Below are 15669 nucleotides of genomic sequence, written 5' to 3' on the forward strand. Positions count from 1 at the left end.
AGCTTCGCATGCGGCTCACCGGGACGTATAAGATTTCTCCTCGTTCCTCGTTCGAAATGACAATTTTTTTTACTCTTTTAGGGACTTGCGCGGCGCCGATAGATAATAATGCCACAAAATCATTGCTGCCACTGTTCGGTATGGTTTCCACTGCTCGGTTAGCGATAGCAATTCTTCTTTGTTGGTTTCTTTTGGCAGGCTCTTTACCCGCTTAAGCGCGTTTACGGCGGCAAGGTCACCAATGGGGAAAACATCGGTATGCTGCAGTACAAACATGAGGTATACATCTGTTGTCCAGTTGCCGATACCTTTAAGCGCTGTTAGTTTGGCGCGGATAATGTCGTCGGGCATTTGTTCCATTTCGGCAAGGTTGATCTGCCCGTTTACAATGGCTTCAGCAAGATATTTTATATAAACAGTTTTTTGACGGCTTACATAACAGGCCCGGAATTCCTCATCGGTTAGCAGCAATATCCTTGTTGGGGTAATTTGCTGTACCCGTTCGCGGAGTTTATTTAAGGCAGATAATGCCGAAGCTAATGATACCTGCTGCTCCAATATGATGTGTACCAGGGTTTCAAAACTGTTTGGCCGCGACCATAATGGCGGATAACCGTGATTTTGAATGATCTGCGCTAAATCCGGATCATTAGCTGCCAGCTTATCGCAAATTGCATGAAAGTTTGAATGGGAAAATTGCTCAAACATAGGTTGATGATATGTTGTGCAAGATGAGGGATTGGGTTGGGAATTGCAAAAAATTAACGTAGAGACGCGTCTCCCGGAGATAATTATTGGAAAGGTTTTTAAAATTCCCTCTTGAGAGGGGGCGTGACGGTTTTGTGCGAGAGCAGGGGTGTGTTTCTGCATCATTCAATAAACTGCGTACAGAAACACACCCCTCCACCCCTCTCAAGAGCAGGGGTGTTGCATTCTAATATTGAGTTCTTAAAAACTCGCACGATTAAGCGTCTACGCTTGATCGTTAGCCTTAATTGAGCGTCCACGCTCCTGTAATACGTCATAGACGTAAGCGTGGACGCTTACTTTGGTTATAATTCAAGCGAAAGACGCTTGAACTTGCGTTATATATTTTAGAATGAAACAGCCCTGCTCTCAAGAGGGGAACCGCGCAATTCCTGCGCTTTTTAACAAATTAATTACGCGCCTCTACAAAAAAGCGCATGGTTTACTCATAGCTATGCCGCTCAAAATCATAATCAGATTGTGAGCTGATGATCTTTTTTCGCCGCTGGATATCCGTATCCAGGTTATGATCATAAATATTGTCGGTAACGGCCATGTCCCGTTCTTTGTCCCGTTCGGCGTAATGAATATTGGCCTCGGCCGTTTTGGCGATAGCCGTATCATAAGGCCCCTTCGGCGACATGAGCTTTACAAATACCGGCAAACATTCAAACAAGATAAATAGGTAGCCAATAAACGAGATAGCCAGATAGGTGTCCAGGTCACGCTTGCCGTTTTCCGTATAGGTTAGCTGACCTAATGCCCAGTTACGGTCGGAGAAACCTGCAATGCTGGCCAGGCTATCCAACTGATGCTCGGTAAATAAGCGCGTGCTGTTTAGCCCTTCATAATCCTTACGGGCACTCAGGTACTGATCCATTTGCCCCAGGTTATCTGTAACAGTTTTAAGGCGGGCTTCCTTTTCCTCCAGTACACCTTGTTTTTGCTTGGCGTAAGTACCATACCCGGTTATGCCAGAGGTTTGGTTGGTTTTATCACCAAAAACTTCCTGGTTAAGTTGATAACGTGAGCGGTTGATATCCCGTTCTAATGAGTCCTTTTCCTTTTTCAGGTCGGTGTTTTTGCCCAGCTCCATAGCATACTTCTGCATGTATGTTTTCTCAAGCGTGTCGATTTTGCTGCGCTGGCCTTTTAAATAGGCGGTTTTAAGTTTCTGGCGGATCTCCTTGTCAAAGATCTTAAGTTCAAGCGGACGAGATATCACAACCCCAATCATGATAGCCAATAGAATACGCGGCGAAGCCTGCAAGATCTGCTGGTTGGTTGTACCTTCTTTATTGATGCTGGATACAATGTAGCGATCCATGTTAAAAATGGCCGTTCCCCATAGCAAGCCAAATAGTATAGCAAAGCCTACAGCAAAGGCATCGCCATTAAAAACAAAGTACATGGCATAGCCACCAGATAAGGCCGCGAACAAAGCGGTGAAAAATATAGTGGCCCCAATACCAACATACTTATTATGCTCAATGGGGTACTTTTTTAGGGTATCGATATGTGCTCCTGAACAGAACCAGAAAAAGCGTGTAACTTTTTTCATTAAGTAATTATTGTGTAAACATATATGAAACGCTCATACACTTTGATTGTTACAAATAACAAGCCTAAATATTTGATTAAGAAAAAAACTACCTTTGAATTATAATTACATTTAACATGAACGAGATAACCGTACAGGAACTAAAAGAGAAAATTGACAAAGGCGAAGATTTTCAACTGATTGATGTTAGGGAAGATTTTGAATACGAAACTTCAAACCTTGGCGGACAACTTATACCGCTTGGCGGCGTAGTGATTGAATCTGAAAAGATTAGCAAAGATAAACCGGTAGTGGTAATGTGCCGCAGCGGTAAACGCAGCGCGGCTGCCATCATGCAGCTGGAACAGCTTGGTTTTACCAACCTGTCAAACTTAAGAGGCGGAATCCTTGCGTGGCAAGCCGAAATTGACCCCGAATTAAACGTATACTAAAATGGGCTTTAAATTAGTGCTCAATGTACTTTACACCATGGGTGTGGCATTGTGCTTTATTGTAGCTTATAAAATGTTTACCACCCACAATTACCCGGTAATGGCAGGAGCCATGATTGTTGGTGTAATTGTGATTTTCATGAAGCTAAGGCTTTTGAAACAGGTTAAAGAAACCCAGGAAGCCTCCCAAAGTAAAAAAGGTAAAAGTGCGAAGTAAACAACAGACTTACGAAGTTTTCAAAACTTCGTAAGTCTTCTTTAATAATCCTCCTATTATCTCCTCTGGCGCAAGTTTTGTGTGGAGGCTTTGAGCACCGGATAACTTGTGCCTTTCTGGTACTTAATCCCCCTAAAAATCATTCTTTTACAATAAGCTTGCAGCATGTAAAAAAAGCTTAACTTCATTGCATGTTTATAGCAGTATTAGGAGTTATTGTACTCATTGTGGGTATAGTGCTCAAACGTTCGCCTGAACCGGCCGGCCGCTTTAATGGTGTGGTAACCGCGGTGGGTATAGCCATGGTGGTGCTTGGCTTATTACTTAATGTTTTCAAGGTTATTGAGCCGGGCAAGGTAGGTGTGCAGGCGCTATTTGGCAAAGTGCAGGACCATGTACTTGAAAGCGGTTTGCATATTGTAAACCCGGTTGTCGAGATCACAACCTTTGATATCCAGACGCAAACCTATACCATGAGCGCTGTAAATAACGAGGGCCAGAAGGAAGGGGATGATGCCATTCGTGTGCTTTCTTCGGATGGGTTGGAGGTTACTATCGATCTATCGGTACTTTATAAAGTGAAACCCGAGAAAACGCCTTACATTATGCAAAACATCGGCGTAAATTATGTAGATAAGATAGTCCGCCCGGTTTCGCGCACCGCCATTCGTGATAATGCTGTTGCCTATGCGGCTGTTGATCTGTATTCGACCAAGCGACAGGAGTTTCAGGATAAAATTAACCGTTACATCACGGCCAGTTTTGAAAAGCGTGGACTGGAACTGCAGCAGATCCTGGTGCGTAACATTACCTTACCAGCCTCGGTTCGGGCCAGTATCGAATCAAAGATCAATGCCGAGCAGGACGCGCAGAAAATGGAGTTTGTATTGCAAAAAGAGCGTCAGGAAGCTGAGCGTAAACGTGTAGAAGCACAGGGTATTGCTGATTACCAGCGCATCCTTTCGACAGGCCTATCAGATAAACAATTACAATACGAAGCTATAAAGGCTCAAAAAGAAATAGCCCTTTCGCCAAACGCCAAAGTGATCATTATTGGCGGAGGGAAAGGAAATCCTATTATGTTGAGTGATAAGTAATGAATAATCAGAAAAAGAAACCGCGTACCGGTGTTCTCATCGTCATTTATGTATTGGCCATAGCGGCAATCTTTATTTCAAGTGTATTTATGCCTGCTTCCTCAGAAAAGATACATCCGGGTTTTTACTTGCATTTAGCGGTGGTTATTGGCTGTCTGTTTTTTCTTTGCCGTGATCTTTACAGGTTAATAAAACAGGACAAAGCTTACGTATGGCCAGTGGTAGTACATGTTATAGCATTGATTATACTGGCCGCCCCGCTTGTTGTATTAATGACCTGAGGCCAGAAAGACTTACGAAGTTTTCAAAACTTCGTAAGTCTGGATCTTTGCTAAGAGCAAAAAAAAATGTCATTGCGAGCGATAGCGTGGCAACCGCACGTGCGCAAATCCGCCCTGTAAATCATGCGATTGCTTCCTCGCAATGACATGTTTATTGTTTTATCTCTACTTCTTCAATGTCCCTTCAAATAATTTATAGATCCGTTTATACTCATCGGCCCAGCTGCTTGGTTGTTCAAAACCGTGATCTTCTATGGGGTATGAAGCCAGCTCCCAGTTTTCTTTATGTAGTTCTATCAGTTTTTGGGTGAGGCGAATGATATCCTGGTAGTTTACGTTTTGGTCTATCATGCCATGTAACATCAGCAGGTTGCCTTTTAATCCGTTGGCAAAGTAAATGGGCGAACTTTTGCGGTAAGCCTGCTCATCGGTAAAAGGCTCATTAAGGATATTTGATGTATACTCATGATTGTAGTGAGCCCAGTCGGTAACGGAGCGGATAGCGCCGCCCGCCGCGAAAACATCCGGTTCGGTAAACATGCCCATCAGCGTAATAAAGCCACCGTATGAACCTCCGTACAGGCCAATATGCTTAGGATTAACGCCGTATTTATCCACCAACAGCTTTACGCCATCTACCTGGTCGGTAAGATCTTTACCACCCATGTGGCGATATATACCGGTACGGAAATCGCGGCCATAACCCGAACTTGCGGTATAATCAATATCCATTACAGTATAGCCATTGTCGGCCAGCATGTTGTTGAACATATATTCACGGAAATAGTAACTCCACGAGTAGGTAACGTTTTGCAGGTATCCCGCACCATGTACAAAAACAACGGCCGGTTTTGACGGATCGGCTTTTTTAGGTTGATATAACCGGGCATAAACATCGGTACCGTAACGGTTTTTAAAGCTGATGATCTCAGGATCGCGCCATGGGTATGACAGGTATTCGGCTGAAACCGAGTTGGTTATTTTTACTGCTTTAGCTCCGGGCTTATTAGCCTGGATATATAACTCCCAGGGGCGGTTTGAGTAAGAATACCGGATGGCCAGCCATTTTTCATCGGGCGAAAGGGTAACCTCGTTGCCACCTTTCATACTGGTAATTTTAACCGGAGTACCGCCATTAACCGGAATGCTGTAGAAATGCGTTATCCCCGGATGATCGATATTGGCCGTAAAGTAAAACGTCTTTTTATCCTGGCTTAGCTGCAAAGTTTGTACCTCCCATTTGCCGCTGGTAAGTTGTTTTTTAGCGCCACTGGTTACGTCAACCTCATAAATATGTGAATAGCCGCTGGCTTCGCTCTGGTAGTAAAAGTGGGTATCGTCAATAAAGCCGGCATTCCCCGGATCATCAATCCCGGGACCACCAATCCAGGCCTCGTCGCGCTGACGGTCGAGCAGGCTTAGCTTGCCGCTTACCGGGTCAAGGCGCATGATCCAGCAATCTTTGTTATCCTGTGCGGATATAATTATAACCGCGTTGCTGCCGCTTTGGTTCCACAAAACGCCGTCAACGTTCAGCGGCCTGTCGGCGTTTTCCTTTTGGCGGGCTTTTAACTCTTCGGGATAATCTTTTAAATAATCGGGCAGGTCTTTGATGCCGGGGATGTCTGATGTAATCACCGGGTACACGGCCTCGCGGCGCTTATCATAAATAAAAGTTTCAGAAGTTGATGACGGGCGACCAACCTTTGACCGGTTCGGAATATCCTCGGTAAAACCTGAAGCAGTAACATAGTTAGGCACAATGGCATTTTGAACGCCATCTGCCCGTTTGGTAAGGCGGTAGGTGATAAACCTGCCATCCGGACTGATTTGTACAGCACCTAATCTTTTATCGCCAAAAGCTATTTCTTTTAACTTGTCAGGTTTAAGTAGCGCAGTTTCGGTGGAATCTTTTTTGTCGTCCTTCGCTTCTTTTTTAATGATATCAAACAACTCCAATTGTTGCTTTTTGAGCCATTGTTCTTGTTCGTTGAGCTTATCTTTACTTTTTTTATCGCTTGCCGCGCGAACAAAATTGGTAAGTTGCACAAGGCCGCCTCCGTTCAGGTTCAGGGAGAAAAGGTTATTGTCTTCTTTATAAATGATCTTTGTTTCATCACCACTAAAAACCGGGCTGTCTTCCTGGCCTACGGTATTGGTTAAACGGACGGTTTTATTGCTTTTTACATCGTACAAAAACAAATCGCCGTTTTTACTGAATACTTTTTGGTTGTGTTTTTTGTTCCACTCGCCGTTGCCAGATGCCAGTTCCCGCTGCTCCGCGATGCTAACCTTCTGCACACGGTTATCACCCGGAATAACAGAATATAGCCTTGTGTCGCCGGAAGCATCATCATCCCATTTAAAATAGATCTTTTTACTATCGTTGCTCCAACGGATATTGGAGGGCGATACGCCGATCCATTTAGGATCGCGCATGATTTTTTCGATGGTAAGGGTATCCAGTTTTTGGGCAAAAGCACCCGTTGCCGGGATCAGGAACAATAAGCTTAGCAGTTTTTTCATATCTTAATAAAATATGCAATTTAGCAGTTTAGCCAATGATTGCTATTTTTAAGCATTTTATTGTTACAAAATGGAACTACAGGGTAACGGATTTTTATTGAGGGCCTGGCAACGTGGAGATGAAATATCACTGCAAAGACATGCAGACAACGCGAAAGTATCGGCTTTTTTGCGCGACAGGTTTCCTTATCCGTATACCCTCGACGATGCCTTGTTTTGGGTGAACATGGTAAAAGATCAACAGCCCTTAACCAGCTTTGCCATCATCGTTAACGGCGAAGCGTGTGGTGGGATAGGTATTGAACTGATGACCGATGTAAGCCGCATTGCCGCTGAAATAGGTTACTGGCTCGGAGAAGGGCATTGGGGCAAAGGCATCACTACTGCGGCATTAAAACTGGTAACCGCTTATGCATTTGAATATTTCCCGCTGGAACGTATTGAGGCCGGGGTATACGATAAAAACGGGGCATCAATGAAAGTGCTTGAAAAAGCTGGTTATATAAAAGAGGCTGTGCTACGAAAATCGATCATTAAAAACGGCGAAGTTATGGATAAGCATATGTATGCTATTTTTAGGGATTAATAATTAAACTCTCAGGATGCCTAATTTGTACATCATAGCAGGCTGCAATGGCGCAGGCAAAACCACGGCAAGCTACACCGTTTTGCCTGAGTTGCTTAACTGCAACGAGTTTGTGAACGCAGATAACATTGCGGCAGGACTATCCCCCTTCAATCCGGAAAGCGTTGCATTTGAAGCCGGACGGATCATGTTGCAGCGAATTGACGAGTTACTGGATAGAGACGTTGATTTCGCTTTTGAAACTACACTTTCAACGCGGAGTTATGTTTCTTTGGTTAAGAAAGCTCAACAAAAAGGATACGAGGTTACTTTATTGTTTTTTTGGTTAAGTTCTCCGCAGATGGCAATGGAACGAGTAGCTAAGCGATTGAGTAAAGGCGGTCATAATATTCCTGCTGATGTCATAGAGCGGAGATATTACCGGGGTATAAGAAATTTGGTATATTTGTATATACCACTTTGTGATAGGTGGTTCGTGATAAATAACATGAATACCGGCCCTCAAGTAGTGGTAAGAGGTTTTAATTCGTCGGAAAAAACAATAATAAAATCCGATGTTTGGAAGGTAATTTTAGATCAGGCAAATGACAACTAAAGTAAAAAAGGGGGATATGGATGACTTTGAGGCAAAAGTGCTTGAAGGCATGAAACGGGCAAATCGTAAATTGGTTGAGGCCGCTGCTGCAAACAACGAAAGCCTTATCATTGGCGAGAAGGATGGCAGTTTCAAAGCCGTACCTGCTAAAGAACTTTTGAAAACCCTTCCCGCCAAATAATAGCCGCCTACAGTTCCTTCCGCATTACATAATCGTTCATCCAATAATCCCCGATAGCGATATCTTCTTCATAGGCTATAGTAAATCCCATCTTTTCATAAAACGACTTGGCGTTATTATACCTGTTCACGTTAAGTTCCAGTGTTTGCTTGCCTGCGTCTTTGGTTTTTTGGGCCACCTCGTTAATCAGTACTTTTCCGTAACCTTTGCCCTGAGTTTCGGGCAGGCAGTATAGCTTGTGCAGTTTGTAGATCTCAGGATCTTCTTCGCGGGGCGAATAGGCTGCGAAAGCAACCGGTCGGCCCTCCTCTTCCAGCAGGAGAAAAGTTTGCTGGTTTTCTTTAACCTGTTTGGTTATTTTTTCTGCCGAATAGATCTCACCCAACATAAAAGCTATCTGTTCGCGCTCAAGAATAGGGCTATAGGTTACCCACCAGGTTTTATCGGCAATATTGCGGATGGTTTCCACATCCTTAACTGTGGCCGTACGTATTGTATACATCTTCAAATTTAGTTGCGTGTTGTTAATACTAACTTTTTTCCTCCCAGATCATACACAGGTGCAAAATGGTTTCAACCGCTTTTTGCATATCCTGAACGGATACCCACTCGTGCCTGCTGTGGAAAGCATGCTCCCCGGCAAAGATATTAGGGCAGGGCAATCCCATAAATGATAACCTTGAACCATCGGTACCGCCACGGATGCTGCACAATTTGGCGGTTAAACCTGCACGATTGATGGCCTCCATAGCATAATCCACAATTTGCGGGTGCTGATCAAGTACGCCCTTCATATTGCGGTATTGCTGACTAACGGCTATATCGAACGTAGAGCCCGGAAATTTCTTCAATACTTCAGTTGCTGTTTGTCGAATAACCTCTACATGATCTGCAAGTTTAGCTTCGTCAAAATCACGGATGATAAAATCAACAAAGGCGGTTTCTACATGGCCTTCTATCCCTACCGGATGTACAAAGCCTTGCATTGCTTCAGTATGCTCCGGCGAAAGATCATCGGGCAGCGCAGCTATAATTTGCCCGGCAATTTTAATGGCGCTTTCCATTTTTCCTTTGGCAAAGCCGGGGTGCGAGCTTACACCGTTAATAGTAAGCCGCGCGCCATCTGCCGAAAATGTTTCGTTTTCCATATTGCCCGCGCTCTCGCCATCCATAGTATAACCGGCAAAAGCACCAAGCTTGGCAATATCCACATGGTCAACACCATGGCCAACCTCTTCATCCGGTGTAAACAGGATCCGGATATCGCCGTGTTTAATTTCGGGATTGTTCATGAGCTGGTAGCAGGCATCCATAATTTCAGCGACGCCCGCTTTATTATCCGCGCCAAGCAGCGTGGTGCCGCTGGCAGTTATCACGTCGTTACCTACCTGGTTTTTAAGGTCGGCGTATTCGGCCATGCGGATCACCTGGGTAGTATCATCGGGCAATATTAAATCCTGCCCCTGGTAGTTTTTATGTACTATTGGTTTTACGCCCTTCCCGCTACAATCGGGCGCGGTATCCATGTGCGAACAGAAGCAGATCACCGGTACCTGCTTATCCGTATTGGAGGGGATGGTTGCATAAACATAACCGTATTCATCCAAATGCGCATCAGCTACGCCGATGGTCAGAAGTTCATCAACCAGCAGGCGACCAAGATCTTTTTGCTTTTCTGTTGACGGAAATGTAACCGAAGAGGGGTCAGATTGCGTATCAATGGTAACGTAACGCAGGAAGCGTTCGGTAACAGTGAACTTAATGAATGAACTTAAATTCATATAAAGCTTTTATATTAGTGCAAATTTAGGCGGCGGCAAACACCATCTCCAATTGTAAATATTGATTAAAATTATACATTGAAAAAATATTTTCTGCTTTTTGTTTTGGTTTGTGCCGTGGTTATGGCAAAAGCCCAAAGTGGTTACAATTATTATGAATGGGGTTTTGGCGGCGGCGTCAATTACGCGCGCGGTTTTGATGACCTTAAAAAGCAGGTTTGGCACCCTGGCGGTACATTAAATCTAACCTATAACTATAGCCCTTATGTACCTATAGCGCTCGATTTTCATTTTGGTACCCTTGAGGGCGGTGGCCTTACCCCTGCGCAGGACGAATTTGGCCGTAAATCAAAAAACAATTTCCTGGCGCTGGCCTTACGTGCCGATATGCAGATGGGGGAGATCATTGACTATGAAAACAGCGGTTTTTTGAACGTAGTTAAAAACTTTTATATAGGCGCTGGTATAGGCGCTATAAAAAACAAGATGGCGTTTGTGCAGCGTTCCAACCCGCCGGGGTACGAAAACAATGGGGCCATTGGTGAGCTTGAAGGTTTTAGGGGTAAAGACAAAAGCATTAACCTGATGATTCCGCTGCGTCTTGGTTATGAATTTAAAATTTATGATGATTACGATCAGGTAGGGTATACCATAACCCTTGGCGTTCAGCATAGTTATACTTTTGGCGAAGGGCTTGATGGGTACAATGACAACCCTCAAAAATATAAAAACAACGCGCCCGACCAGTTTGTTCAATACAGTATAGGTTTCAAGTATAATTTTGGTAATACGGTATCTTATACCAAGCTTGTCAGAAATTTCAGGTAATGAATATAGAAGAACTGCGTGATTATTGCTTACAAAAAACGGGGGCTACCGAAGGCTTTCCGTTTGGCGAGGATACCCTTGTTTTTAAAATTGCCGATAAGATCTTTTTGTTAACCGGTTTGCAAACAGGCGACAGGTTCAACGTTAAATGCGACCCCGAATGGGCTGTTGAACTCCGCGAACGCCATCCCGAAGTACAGCCAGGCTACCACATGAACAAAAAGATGTGGAACACTGTGCAAATGAACGGCTCCCTTACCCGTAAGCAACTCTGCGAAATGATTGATCACTCTTACAATGAAGTGGTTAAAAGCTTGCCCAAAAAGCTGCAGGCAGAGATAGCAGCATTGTAAAAGATATTTATTAATCCAGACTTACGAAGTTTTTAAAACTTCGTAAGTCTTATACTTCAAACCCTATAATTTTTTAATCTGAATATTCCTGTACCAAACATCGGCGCCATGGTCCTGCAATATGATATGACCAGTTTTAAATGTGCCGAAATCTGGCCATTCTTTAAATTTGCTTCCTGCTACCAGTTTTTTCCAATGATCGTCCCAAAGCGTGGTTGATAACACGTGTTCGCCGTTTATGGTGAAGTCGAGCTTGCTGTTGTTGCAAACTATCTCTACCTGGTTCCATTCGCCGGCAGGTTTTACTACTTCTTTTGATATCGAGATGAGGTCATACAGATCACCCGCGCGGTGTTTGATAAGTTTGCCGTCTTCGTTTTCCTTATTATCAACAACCTGGCATTCGGGGCCGGTAAAATAGCTGTACTTGTATTTGGTAGTATCTTCTTTTACATGAAACAGGATACCGCTGTTGCCACCTTTGGAGATCTTCCATTCCAGCTTCAGATCAAAGTTTTCATATTCACCATTGCTTACCATGTCACCACCATTTTTGGTTTGCCAGTCGCCTTTTTCTGAAGCATCAAGGTGCAGTACGCCATCCTCTGCTTTCCAGGCTAAGCCAGGCGCCGGTTTACCGTAAGCATGCCAGCCATCAGTAGTTTTGCCATCAAACAACGATTCAAAACCCGATGCAATGCTATTTGTACTATCCTTTTTTTGATTGGTATCAGCAACAACGGTGCTGTCCTTATTATAGTTTTTTGGTGTAGATGAATGGCAGCCGCTTATGACTATGGCTGTTAGTGCTATTAAAAATAACTTGTTCATTGGTGCTATGTTTAATTAGTAAGTTTTAAAGATTTCCCTTTTTTATTTCGCCCACGGCATAAGTAGCGGCACGAGCTGTTAAAGCCATATACAAAATAGATGGGCTTTGGTTTCCGGTAGTGGCCATACAGGCGCCATCTGTAACAAATACATTTTTACACAAGTGCAGTTGGTTCCATTGGTTAAGCATCGATGTTTTAGGATCTTTACCCATCCGTACCCCACCCATTTCGTGAATATCCAGGCCCGGTGCCTGTTTGTTTTCATGCTTCTGAATGTTGGTGCACCCGGCTTTTTCAAACATATCGGCAGTTTGAGTTAAAAAGTCCTGGATCATGCGCTCATCGTTATCGTCATACTCAACAGAGGTTATCAACAACGGAATCCCCCATTGGTCTTTTTTATCCGGACTTAACCGCACATGGTTACTGATTTTCGGTATGGTTTCGCCTTGCAGGTACATGTAAGCGCTCCATCCTCCCGGTTCAGTAAGCGAATCTTTATAAGTACCTCCTATCCCGCCTTCGGAAGTTTCCTTTGGTCCCCGGTTACGGTAAGCGCCCATAAAAGTGGTGAAGCCGCCTTTATAGTCGGTTTCCTGTTGATGCAGGTTACGGTAGTTGGCCAGGATCAGCTCTGTTGGGTTTCGGCCGAAATAGTAACGGTCTAAAAAGCCATCCATATCGGCAGTTACCGATGCCCGGTAATTTTGAAAGGCGATATACTTACCCAGTAAGCCATTATCATTACCAAGCCCGTTGGGGAAGCGAGTTGATTTTGAGTTTAGCAGGATAAGGTTAGTATTCAACGCCGAAGCGTTCATGAAAATAACGCGCGCCTTGTATGTAAACTCTTGCTTGGTGTTGGTATCAATAACTTTTACACCAGTAGCTTTACCCAGCTTTTCATCATAAATAACAGAATGCACCACCGAAAATGGCCTTATAGTGAGATTTCCTGTTTTTTTGGCCCAAGGTAGCGTTGAACTTACCGAACTGAAATAGCCCCCAAACGGACAGCCGCGCATGCAAAGGTTGCGCGCCATACATTTAACCCGGCCCTGATCGATATGGATTTGCTCCGGCTTGGTAATATGCGCCCAGCGGGCATGTACGAGGTGCCTGTCGGGGTAGTTTTCTTTTATCTTTTTGCTGATATGTTCCTGTACCGCGTTCATATCAAAAGGCTGCAGGAACTCGCCATCAGGCATAGCTTCAATGCCATCCTTATTGCCACAAACGCCTATAAATTTCTCTACATGTGAGTACCACGGCGCTACATCATCATAACCAATGGGCCACTCAATGCCATAACCAAAACGTGCCGGATTTTCAAATTCATACTTACTCCAGCGCTGGCAAGCCCGTCCCCAGGTAAGCGATTTACCCCCAACCTGGTATCCGCGGATCCAGTCGAAAGGTTTTTCCTGTATATACGGGTGATCCTTATCCTTCACAAAAAAATGTGCGTCATCTTCCCCATACCCTGCCGCCCGGCTAATGAGTGGGTTTTCCTTCAAAAAAGATTTTGTCATTTCGCCGCGATGCTTAAACTCCCATGGATCCATGGTTGCCGTAGGGTAATCTTTAATGTGCTGCACATCACGGCCGCGTTCAAGTACCAGAGTTTTTAAGCCCTGCTCGCAAAGCTCTTTAGCAGCCCACCCGCCGCTGATACCTGAGCCTATTACTATGGCATCATAAGTAAACTGATCAGCAGTATTTTTAGGTTCATCAGGCATGGGTACAATTGGTTATGGTTAATAAACTATTTAATTGCCAATAGGTTTTAGTTGAGCTGTGCTGCCGCGGCATCATCCAGAAATACCTGCCCGTTTTGCAATGTTTTAAATATGGAAGCAGGTATATCATTGGTAACACATCCCTGCAGGGCCTCGGCTATAATGGGTGCTTTTTTGCTTCCGCTGGCTATAAGTACCGGCACAGCTGCTTCGGCCAGGTGGCGTAAGCCAAGGGTAATACCTTCGGTTAAAACCGTATCCCTTGTAAAATATTTTTGAGCTACATCGATAGTAATAGGTGCCAAAGGCGAGTGGTGGGCATACGAATGAAAATCGGCCCCTGGCTCGTTAAGGCCAATGTGGCCATTAAGCCCTATACCAACCACCATCATATCCAAGCCGCCCAGGTTTTCAATATGTTTATTCATCCCCTTGCATTCGGCATCAAGATCGTCGGCAACGGCATTAAAAAACTTCACTTTGCCAGGCGAAATATTAAGTGGCGTAAAAAAATGCTTCTCAAGGAAATAGGTACAGCTACCGTCATTAGTACGGTCAAGCCCACCCCATTCATCAAGCCCAACAAAATGGGTTTGGCTAAAATTAACCCTGCCGAGGTTTGCATATTGAACAAGGTAGCTAAACATGCCGGTTGGCGAATCGCCGGAGGGGAAGCAGATCAGCGCGTCGGGCTTTTGGCTAACCAGGGTAACTACTAAATCGGCGGCCGCTTTCGACATGGTATTATAATCAGGATGTATATGTAGTTTCATTTTCTATTTATTATTGAGCCAAAGATTTACGGGTTTATCAATCTTTGCCGAAAATGGCAACTCAATTTTTTTTCCGGCCCCGGCCGATGCGTAAGCGGCATAGATGAGCTCAAGTACAGCCCTGCCATCCTCGCCGGTTACCAGCGGGATTTTGTCATTCTGTACGCAGTCAATAAAATGTTTCAGTTCATGCGGATACCCCTGGTTAAAGGCTTCTTCAAAAATGGTAAAGCTCCAGCCCTGTGTGGTGTCCGATTTCTCCATAGCGTAGCCGTATCCATCCCTGCTGTAGGTTACCGCGGCATTGCCCATGAATAAATCAGCATAAATAACGCCGCCAAGTCCGTGAATTTCGCAACGGTCGTCCATACCGCCATGTTTGGCCCAGCTATTTTCGGCCACGGCAGTTACGCCGTTTTCAAACTCAACAATAATTACCGAATTATCCTCGCCTTTAGTGCGGCCTTTATGCAGCACGGTACTCATGCTGGCATAAACGCTTTTAGGTTTGGCATTGTTCAGCATCCACCTAAACCAACCCAAAGCATGGCAGCCCATATCCATGATCACTCCGCCGCCGGCATAGTTGATATCATAAAACCAATCCGAATGCGGGCCCGAATGCTTTTCGCCCTGCTTAAGCATATAGATATTGCCAATAGCGCCCTCTTTAACCAGATGCCTTGCCCGTTCGTATTTTGGCGCGAAGCAGAGCTCTTCTGCATACATCAGTTTTACATTGTTGGCCTTGCATACGGCAATCATTTCATCGGCCTCTTCAAGCGTAACAGCAAGCGGCTTTTCAATGATGACATGCTTGCCCGCTTTGGCGGCTTTAATCGTGGCTTCGGCGTGCAGATAATTAGGCAGGCAGATATCTACTACCTCACAGCCTGATTCGGCTATCAGTTTATCAATGTCATCAAACCACTGGGCTATATGATATTTTTCGGCAAAGGCTTTGGCTTTTTCGGGGTTACGGGCATAGCAGGCTACAACCTCGGCTTCGGGGATAAAGCGATGGTACGATTCCATATGGATATCGGTAATAAAACCGGCACCCAGTATGGCAACTTTAGTTTTGTTCATAAAATGTATCTATAATTAAGCGCCGATAATTGGAACAGCGCGCAGGATTTA

At 44.5% G+C, this 15669-nt stretch carries 18 protein-coding genes; 9 read left to right on the forward strand and 9 right to left on the reverse strand.

What is annotated here, in order from left to right:
* Positions 1–69: 69 nt before the first annotated feature.
* Both EAH55_RS04510 and EAH55_RS04515 read right to left on the reverse strand, forming a co-directional pair.
* Complete coding sequence (locus EAH55_RS04510) at positions 70–708, reverse strand: DNA-3-methyladenine glycosylase family protein (RefSeq protein WP_121808624.1); 639 nt, start codon at positions 706–708, stop codon at positions 70–72.
* 481 nt (positions 709–1189) lie between these two features.
* The gene (locus tag EAH55_RS04515) at positions 1190–2308 is read right to left on the reverse strand and encodes a DUF4407 domain-containing protein (RefSeq protein WP_114939852.1); all 1119 of its coding nucleotides are present in this window, start codon (positions 2306–2308) and stop codon (positions 1190–1192) included.
* 116 nt (positions 2309–2424) lie between these two features.
* On the opposite strand from EAH55_RS04515, the gene EAH55_RS04520 reads away from it, so the two are divergent.
* From EAH55_RS04520 to EAH55_RS04535, 4 genes are all read left to right on the forward strand, one after another.
* Positions 2425–2739, forward strand: coding sequence for a rhodanese-like domain-containing protein (locus tag EAH55_RS04520; RefSeq protein WP_091208895.1), 315 nt, complete (start codon positions 2425–2427; stop codon positions 2737–2739).
* Between the two features lies 1 nt (position 2740).
* Positions 2741–2956 (forward strand): DUF6358 family protein, encoded by a 216-nt coding sequence (locus EAH55_RS04525; RefSeq protein ID WP_121808625.1) that lies wholly within the window; start codon positions 2741–2743, stop codon positions 2954–2956.
* 191 nt (positions 2957–3147) lie between these two features.
* Positions 3148–4053, forward strand: a complete 906-nt coding sequence (locus EAH55_RS04530) for a prohibitin family protein (protein WP_121808626.1) — start codon at positions 3148–3150, stop codon at positions 4051–4053.
* Positions 4053–4334, forward strand: coding sequence for a hypothetical protein (locus tag EAH55_RS04535; RefSeq protein WP_121808627.1), 282 nt, complete (start codon positions 4053–4055; stop codon positions 4332–4334). The genes EAH55_RS04530 and EAH55_RS04535 overlap by 1 nt, the downstream gene beginning before the upstream one ends.
* 165 nt (positions 4335–4499) lie before the next feature.
* Here the strand turns inward: EAH55_RS04535 and EAH55_RS04540 are convergent, their stop codons facing one another.
* Complete coding sequence (locus tag EAH55_RS04540) at positions 4500–6860, reverse strand: prolyl oligopeptidase family serine peptidase (RefSeq protein ID WP_121808628.1); 2361 nt, start codon at positions 6858–6860, stop codon at positions 4500–4502.
* 70 nt (positions 6861–6930) lie between these two features.
* Here EAH55_RS04540 and EAH55_RS04545 point away from each other — a divergent pair, with 70 nt between their 5' ends.
* From EAH55_RS04545 to EAH55_RS04555, 3 genes are read left to right on the forward strand one after another with little or no spacing between them, the layout of a single operon-like run.
* Positions 6931–7446 (forward strand): GNAT family N-acetyltransferase, encoded by a 516-nt coding sequence (locus EAH55_RS04545; protein ID WP_121808629.1) that lies wholly within the window; start codon positions 6931–6933, stop codon positions 7444–7446.
* Positions 7447–7462: 16 nt separating this feature from the next.
* Complete coding sequence (locus tag EAH55_RS04550; RefSeq protein ID WP_121808630.1) at positions 7463–8041, forward strand: zeta toxin family protein; 579 nt, start codon at positions 7463–7465, stop codon at positions 8039–8041.
* Positions 8031–8222, forward strand: coding sequence for a hypothetical protein (locus EAH55_RS04555; protein ID WP_121808631.1), 192 nt, complete (start codon positions 8031–8033; stop codon positions 8220–8222). Before EAH55_RS04550 ends, EAH55_RS04555 begins: the two co-directional genes overlap by 11 nt.
* 7 nt (positions 8223–8229) lie before the next feature.
* Here the strand turns inward: EAH55_RS04555 and EAH55_RS04560 are convergent, their stop codons facing one another.
* Both EAH55_RS04560 and pepT read right to left on the reverse strand, forming a co-directional pair.
* The gene (locus EAH55_RS04560) at positions 8230–8724 is read right to left on the reverse strand and encodes a GNAT family N-acetyltransferase (protein ID WP_121808632.1); all 495 of its coding nucleotides are present in this window, start codon (positions 8722–8724) and stop codon (positions 8230–8232) included.
* 28 nt (positions 8725–8752) lie between these two features.
* Positions 8753–10003: a peptidase T gene (pepT, locus tag EAH55_RS04565; RefSeq protein WP_121808633.1), complete on the reverse strand. Its 1251-nt coding sequence runs from the start codon at positions 10001–10003 to the stop codon at positions 8753–8755.
* A gap of 78 nt (positions 10004–10081) precedes the next feature.
* Here pepT and EAH55_RS04570 point away from each other — a divergent pair, with 78 nt between their 5' ends.
* Positions 10082–10831, forward strand: coding sequence for a hypothetical protein (locus EAH55_RS04570; RefSeq protein ID WP_162996741.1), 750 nt, complete (start codon positions 10082–10084; stop codon positions 10829–10831).
* Complete coding sequence (locus EAH55_RS04575; RefSeq protein ID WP_121808635.1) at positions 10831–11184, forward strand: MmcQ/YjbR family DNA-binding protein; 354 nt, start codon at positions 10831–10833, stop codon at positions 11182–11184. The genes EAH55_RS04570 and EAH55_RS04575 overlap by 1 nt, the downstream gene beginning before the upstream one ends.
* 63 nt (positions 11185–11247) lie before the next feature.
* Here EAH55_RS04575 and EAH55_RS04580 read toward each other — a convergent pair whose 3' ends face one another.
* Genes EAH55_RS04580 through EAH55_RS04595 form a run of 4 tightly spaced genes read right to left on the reverse strand, consistent with a single transcriptional unit; the run spans position 11248 to position 15618 of the window.
* A complete protein-coding gene (locus tag EAH55_RS04580; protein WP_121808636.1) occupies positions 11248–12015 on the reverse strand; it encodes a 3-keto-disaccharide hydrolase in 768 nt (255 codons plus the stop codon).
* A 25-nt stretch (positions 12016–12040) separates the two neighbouring features.
* Positions 12041–13756, reverse strand: a complete 1716-nt coding sequence (locus tag EAH55_RS04585; RefSeq protein ID WP_121808637.1) for a GMC oxidoreductase — start codon at positions 13754–13756, stop codon at positions 12041–12043.
* A 47-nt stretch (positions 13757–13803) separates the two neighbouring features.
* Entirely contained in the window at positions 13804–14529 is a 726-nt protein-coding gene (locus EAH55_RS04590) for a 6-phosphogluconolactonase (RefSeq protein WP_121808638.1), read from the reverse strand.
* 3 nt (positions 14530–14532) lie between these two features.
* Complete coding sequence (locus tag EAH55_RS04595; protein ID WP_121808639.1) at positions 14533–15618, reverse strand: Gfo/Idh/MocA family protein; 1086 nt, start codon at positions 15616–15618, stop codon at positions 14533–14535.
* Between the last annotated feature and the right edge of the window lie 51 nt (positions 15619–15669).

It is taken from the genome of Mucilaginibacter kameinonensis (assembly GCF_003675385.1).
GTDB lineage: Bacteria > Bacteroidota > Bacteroidia > Sphingobacteriales > Sphingobacteriaceae > Mucilaginibacter > Mucilaginibacter kameinonensis.

Excerpts from the sequence above, each read along its gene's own strand:
- EAH55_RS04555 (WP_121808631.1), top strand. The coding sequence starts at position 8,031 with ATGACAACTAAAGTAAAAAAGGGGGATATGGATGACTTTGAGGCAAAA.
- EAH55_RS04515 (WP_114939852.1), bottom strand. The coding sequence starts at position 2,308 with ATGAAAAAAGTTACACGCTTTTTCTGGTTCTGTTCAGGAGCACATATC.
- EAH55_RS04560 (WP_121808632.1), bottom strand. The coding sequence starts at position 8,724 with ATGTATACAATACGTACGGCCACAGTTAAGGATGTGGAAACCATCCGC.
- EAH55_RS04520 (WP_091208895.1), top strand. The coding sequence starts at position 2,425 with ATGAACGAGATAACCGTACAGGAACTAAAAGAGAAAATTGACAAAGGC.
- EAH55_RS04585 (WP_121808637.1), bottom strand. The coding sequence starts at position 13,756 with ATGCCTGATGAACCTAAAAATACTGCTGATCAGTTTACTTATGATGCC.
- EAH55_RS04525 (WP_121808625.1), top strand. The coding sequence starts at position 2,741 with ATGGGCTTTAAATTAGTGCTCAATGTACTTTACACCATGGGTGTGGCA.
- EAH55_RS04595 (WP_121808639.1), bottom strand. The coding sequence starts at position 15,618 with ATGAACAAAACTAAAGTTGCCATACTGGGTGCCGGTTTTATTACCGAT.
- EAH55_RS04540 (WP_121808628.1), bottom strand. The coding sequence starts at position 6,860 with ATGAAAAAACTGCTAAGCTTATTGTTCCTGATCCCGGCAACGGGTGCT.
- EAH55_RS04575 (WP_121808635.1), top strand. The coding sequence starts at position 10,831 with ATGAATATAGAAGAACTGCGTGATTATTGCTTACAAAAAACGGGGGCT.
- EAH55_RS04535 (WP_121808627.1), top strand. The coding sequence starts at position 4,053 with ATGAATAATCAGAAAAAGAAACCGCGTACCGGTGTTCTCATCGTCATT.
- EAH55_RS04590 (WP_121808638.1), bottom strand. The coding sequence starts at position 14,529 with ATGAAACTACATATACATCCTGATTATAATACCATGTCGAAAGCGGCC.
- pepT (WP_121808633.1), bottom strand. The coding sequence starts at position 10,003 with ATGAATTTAAGTTCATTCATTAAGTTCACTGTTACCGAACGCTTCCTG.
- EAH55_RS04510 (WP_121808624.1), bottom strand. The coding sequence starts at position 708 with ATGTTTGAGCAATTTTCCCATTCAAACTTTCATGCAATTTGCGATAAG.
- EAH55_RS04550 (WP_121808630.1), top strand. The coding sequence starts at position 7,463 with ATGCCTAATTTGTACATCATAGCAGGCTGCAATGGCGCAGGCAAAACC.
- EAH55_RS04545 (WP_121808629.1), top strand. The coding sequence starts at position 6,931 with ATGGAACTACAGGGTAACGGATTTTTATTGAGGGCCTGGCAACGTGGA.
- EAH55_RS04580 (WP_121808636.1), bottom strand. The coding sequence starts at position 12,015 with ATGAACAAGTTATTTTTAATAGCACTAACAGCCATAGTCATAAGCGGC.
- EAH55_RS04530 (WP_121808626.1), top strand. The coding sequence starts at position 3,148 with ATGTTTATAGCAGTATTAGGAGTTATTGTACTCATTGTGGGTATAGTG.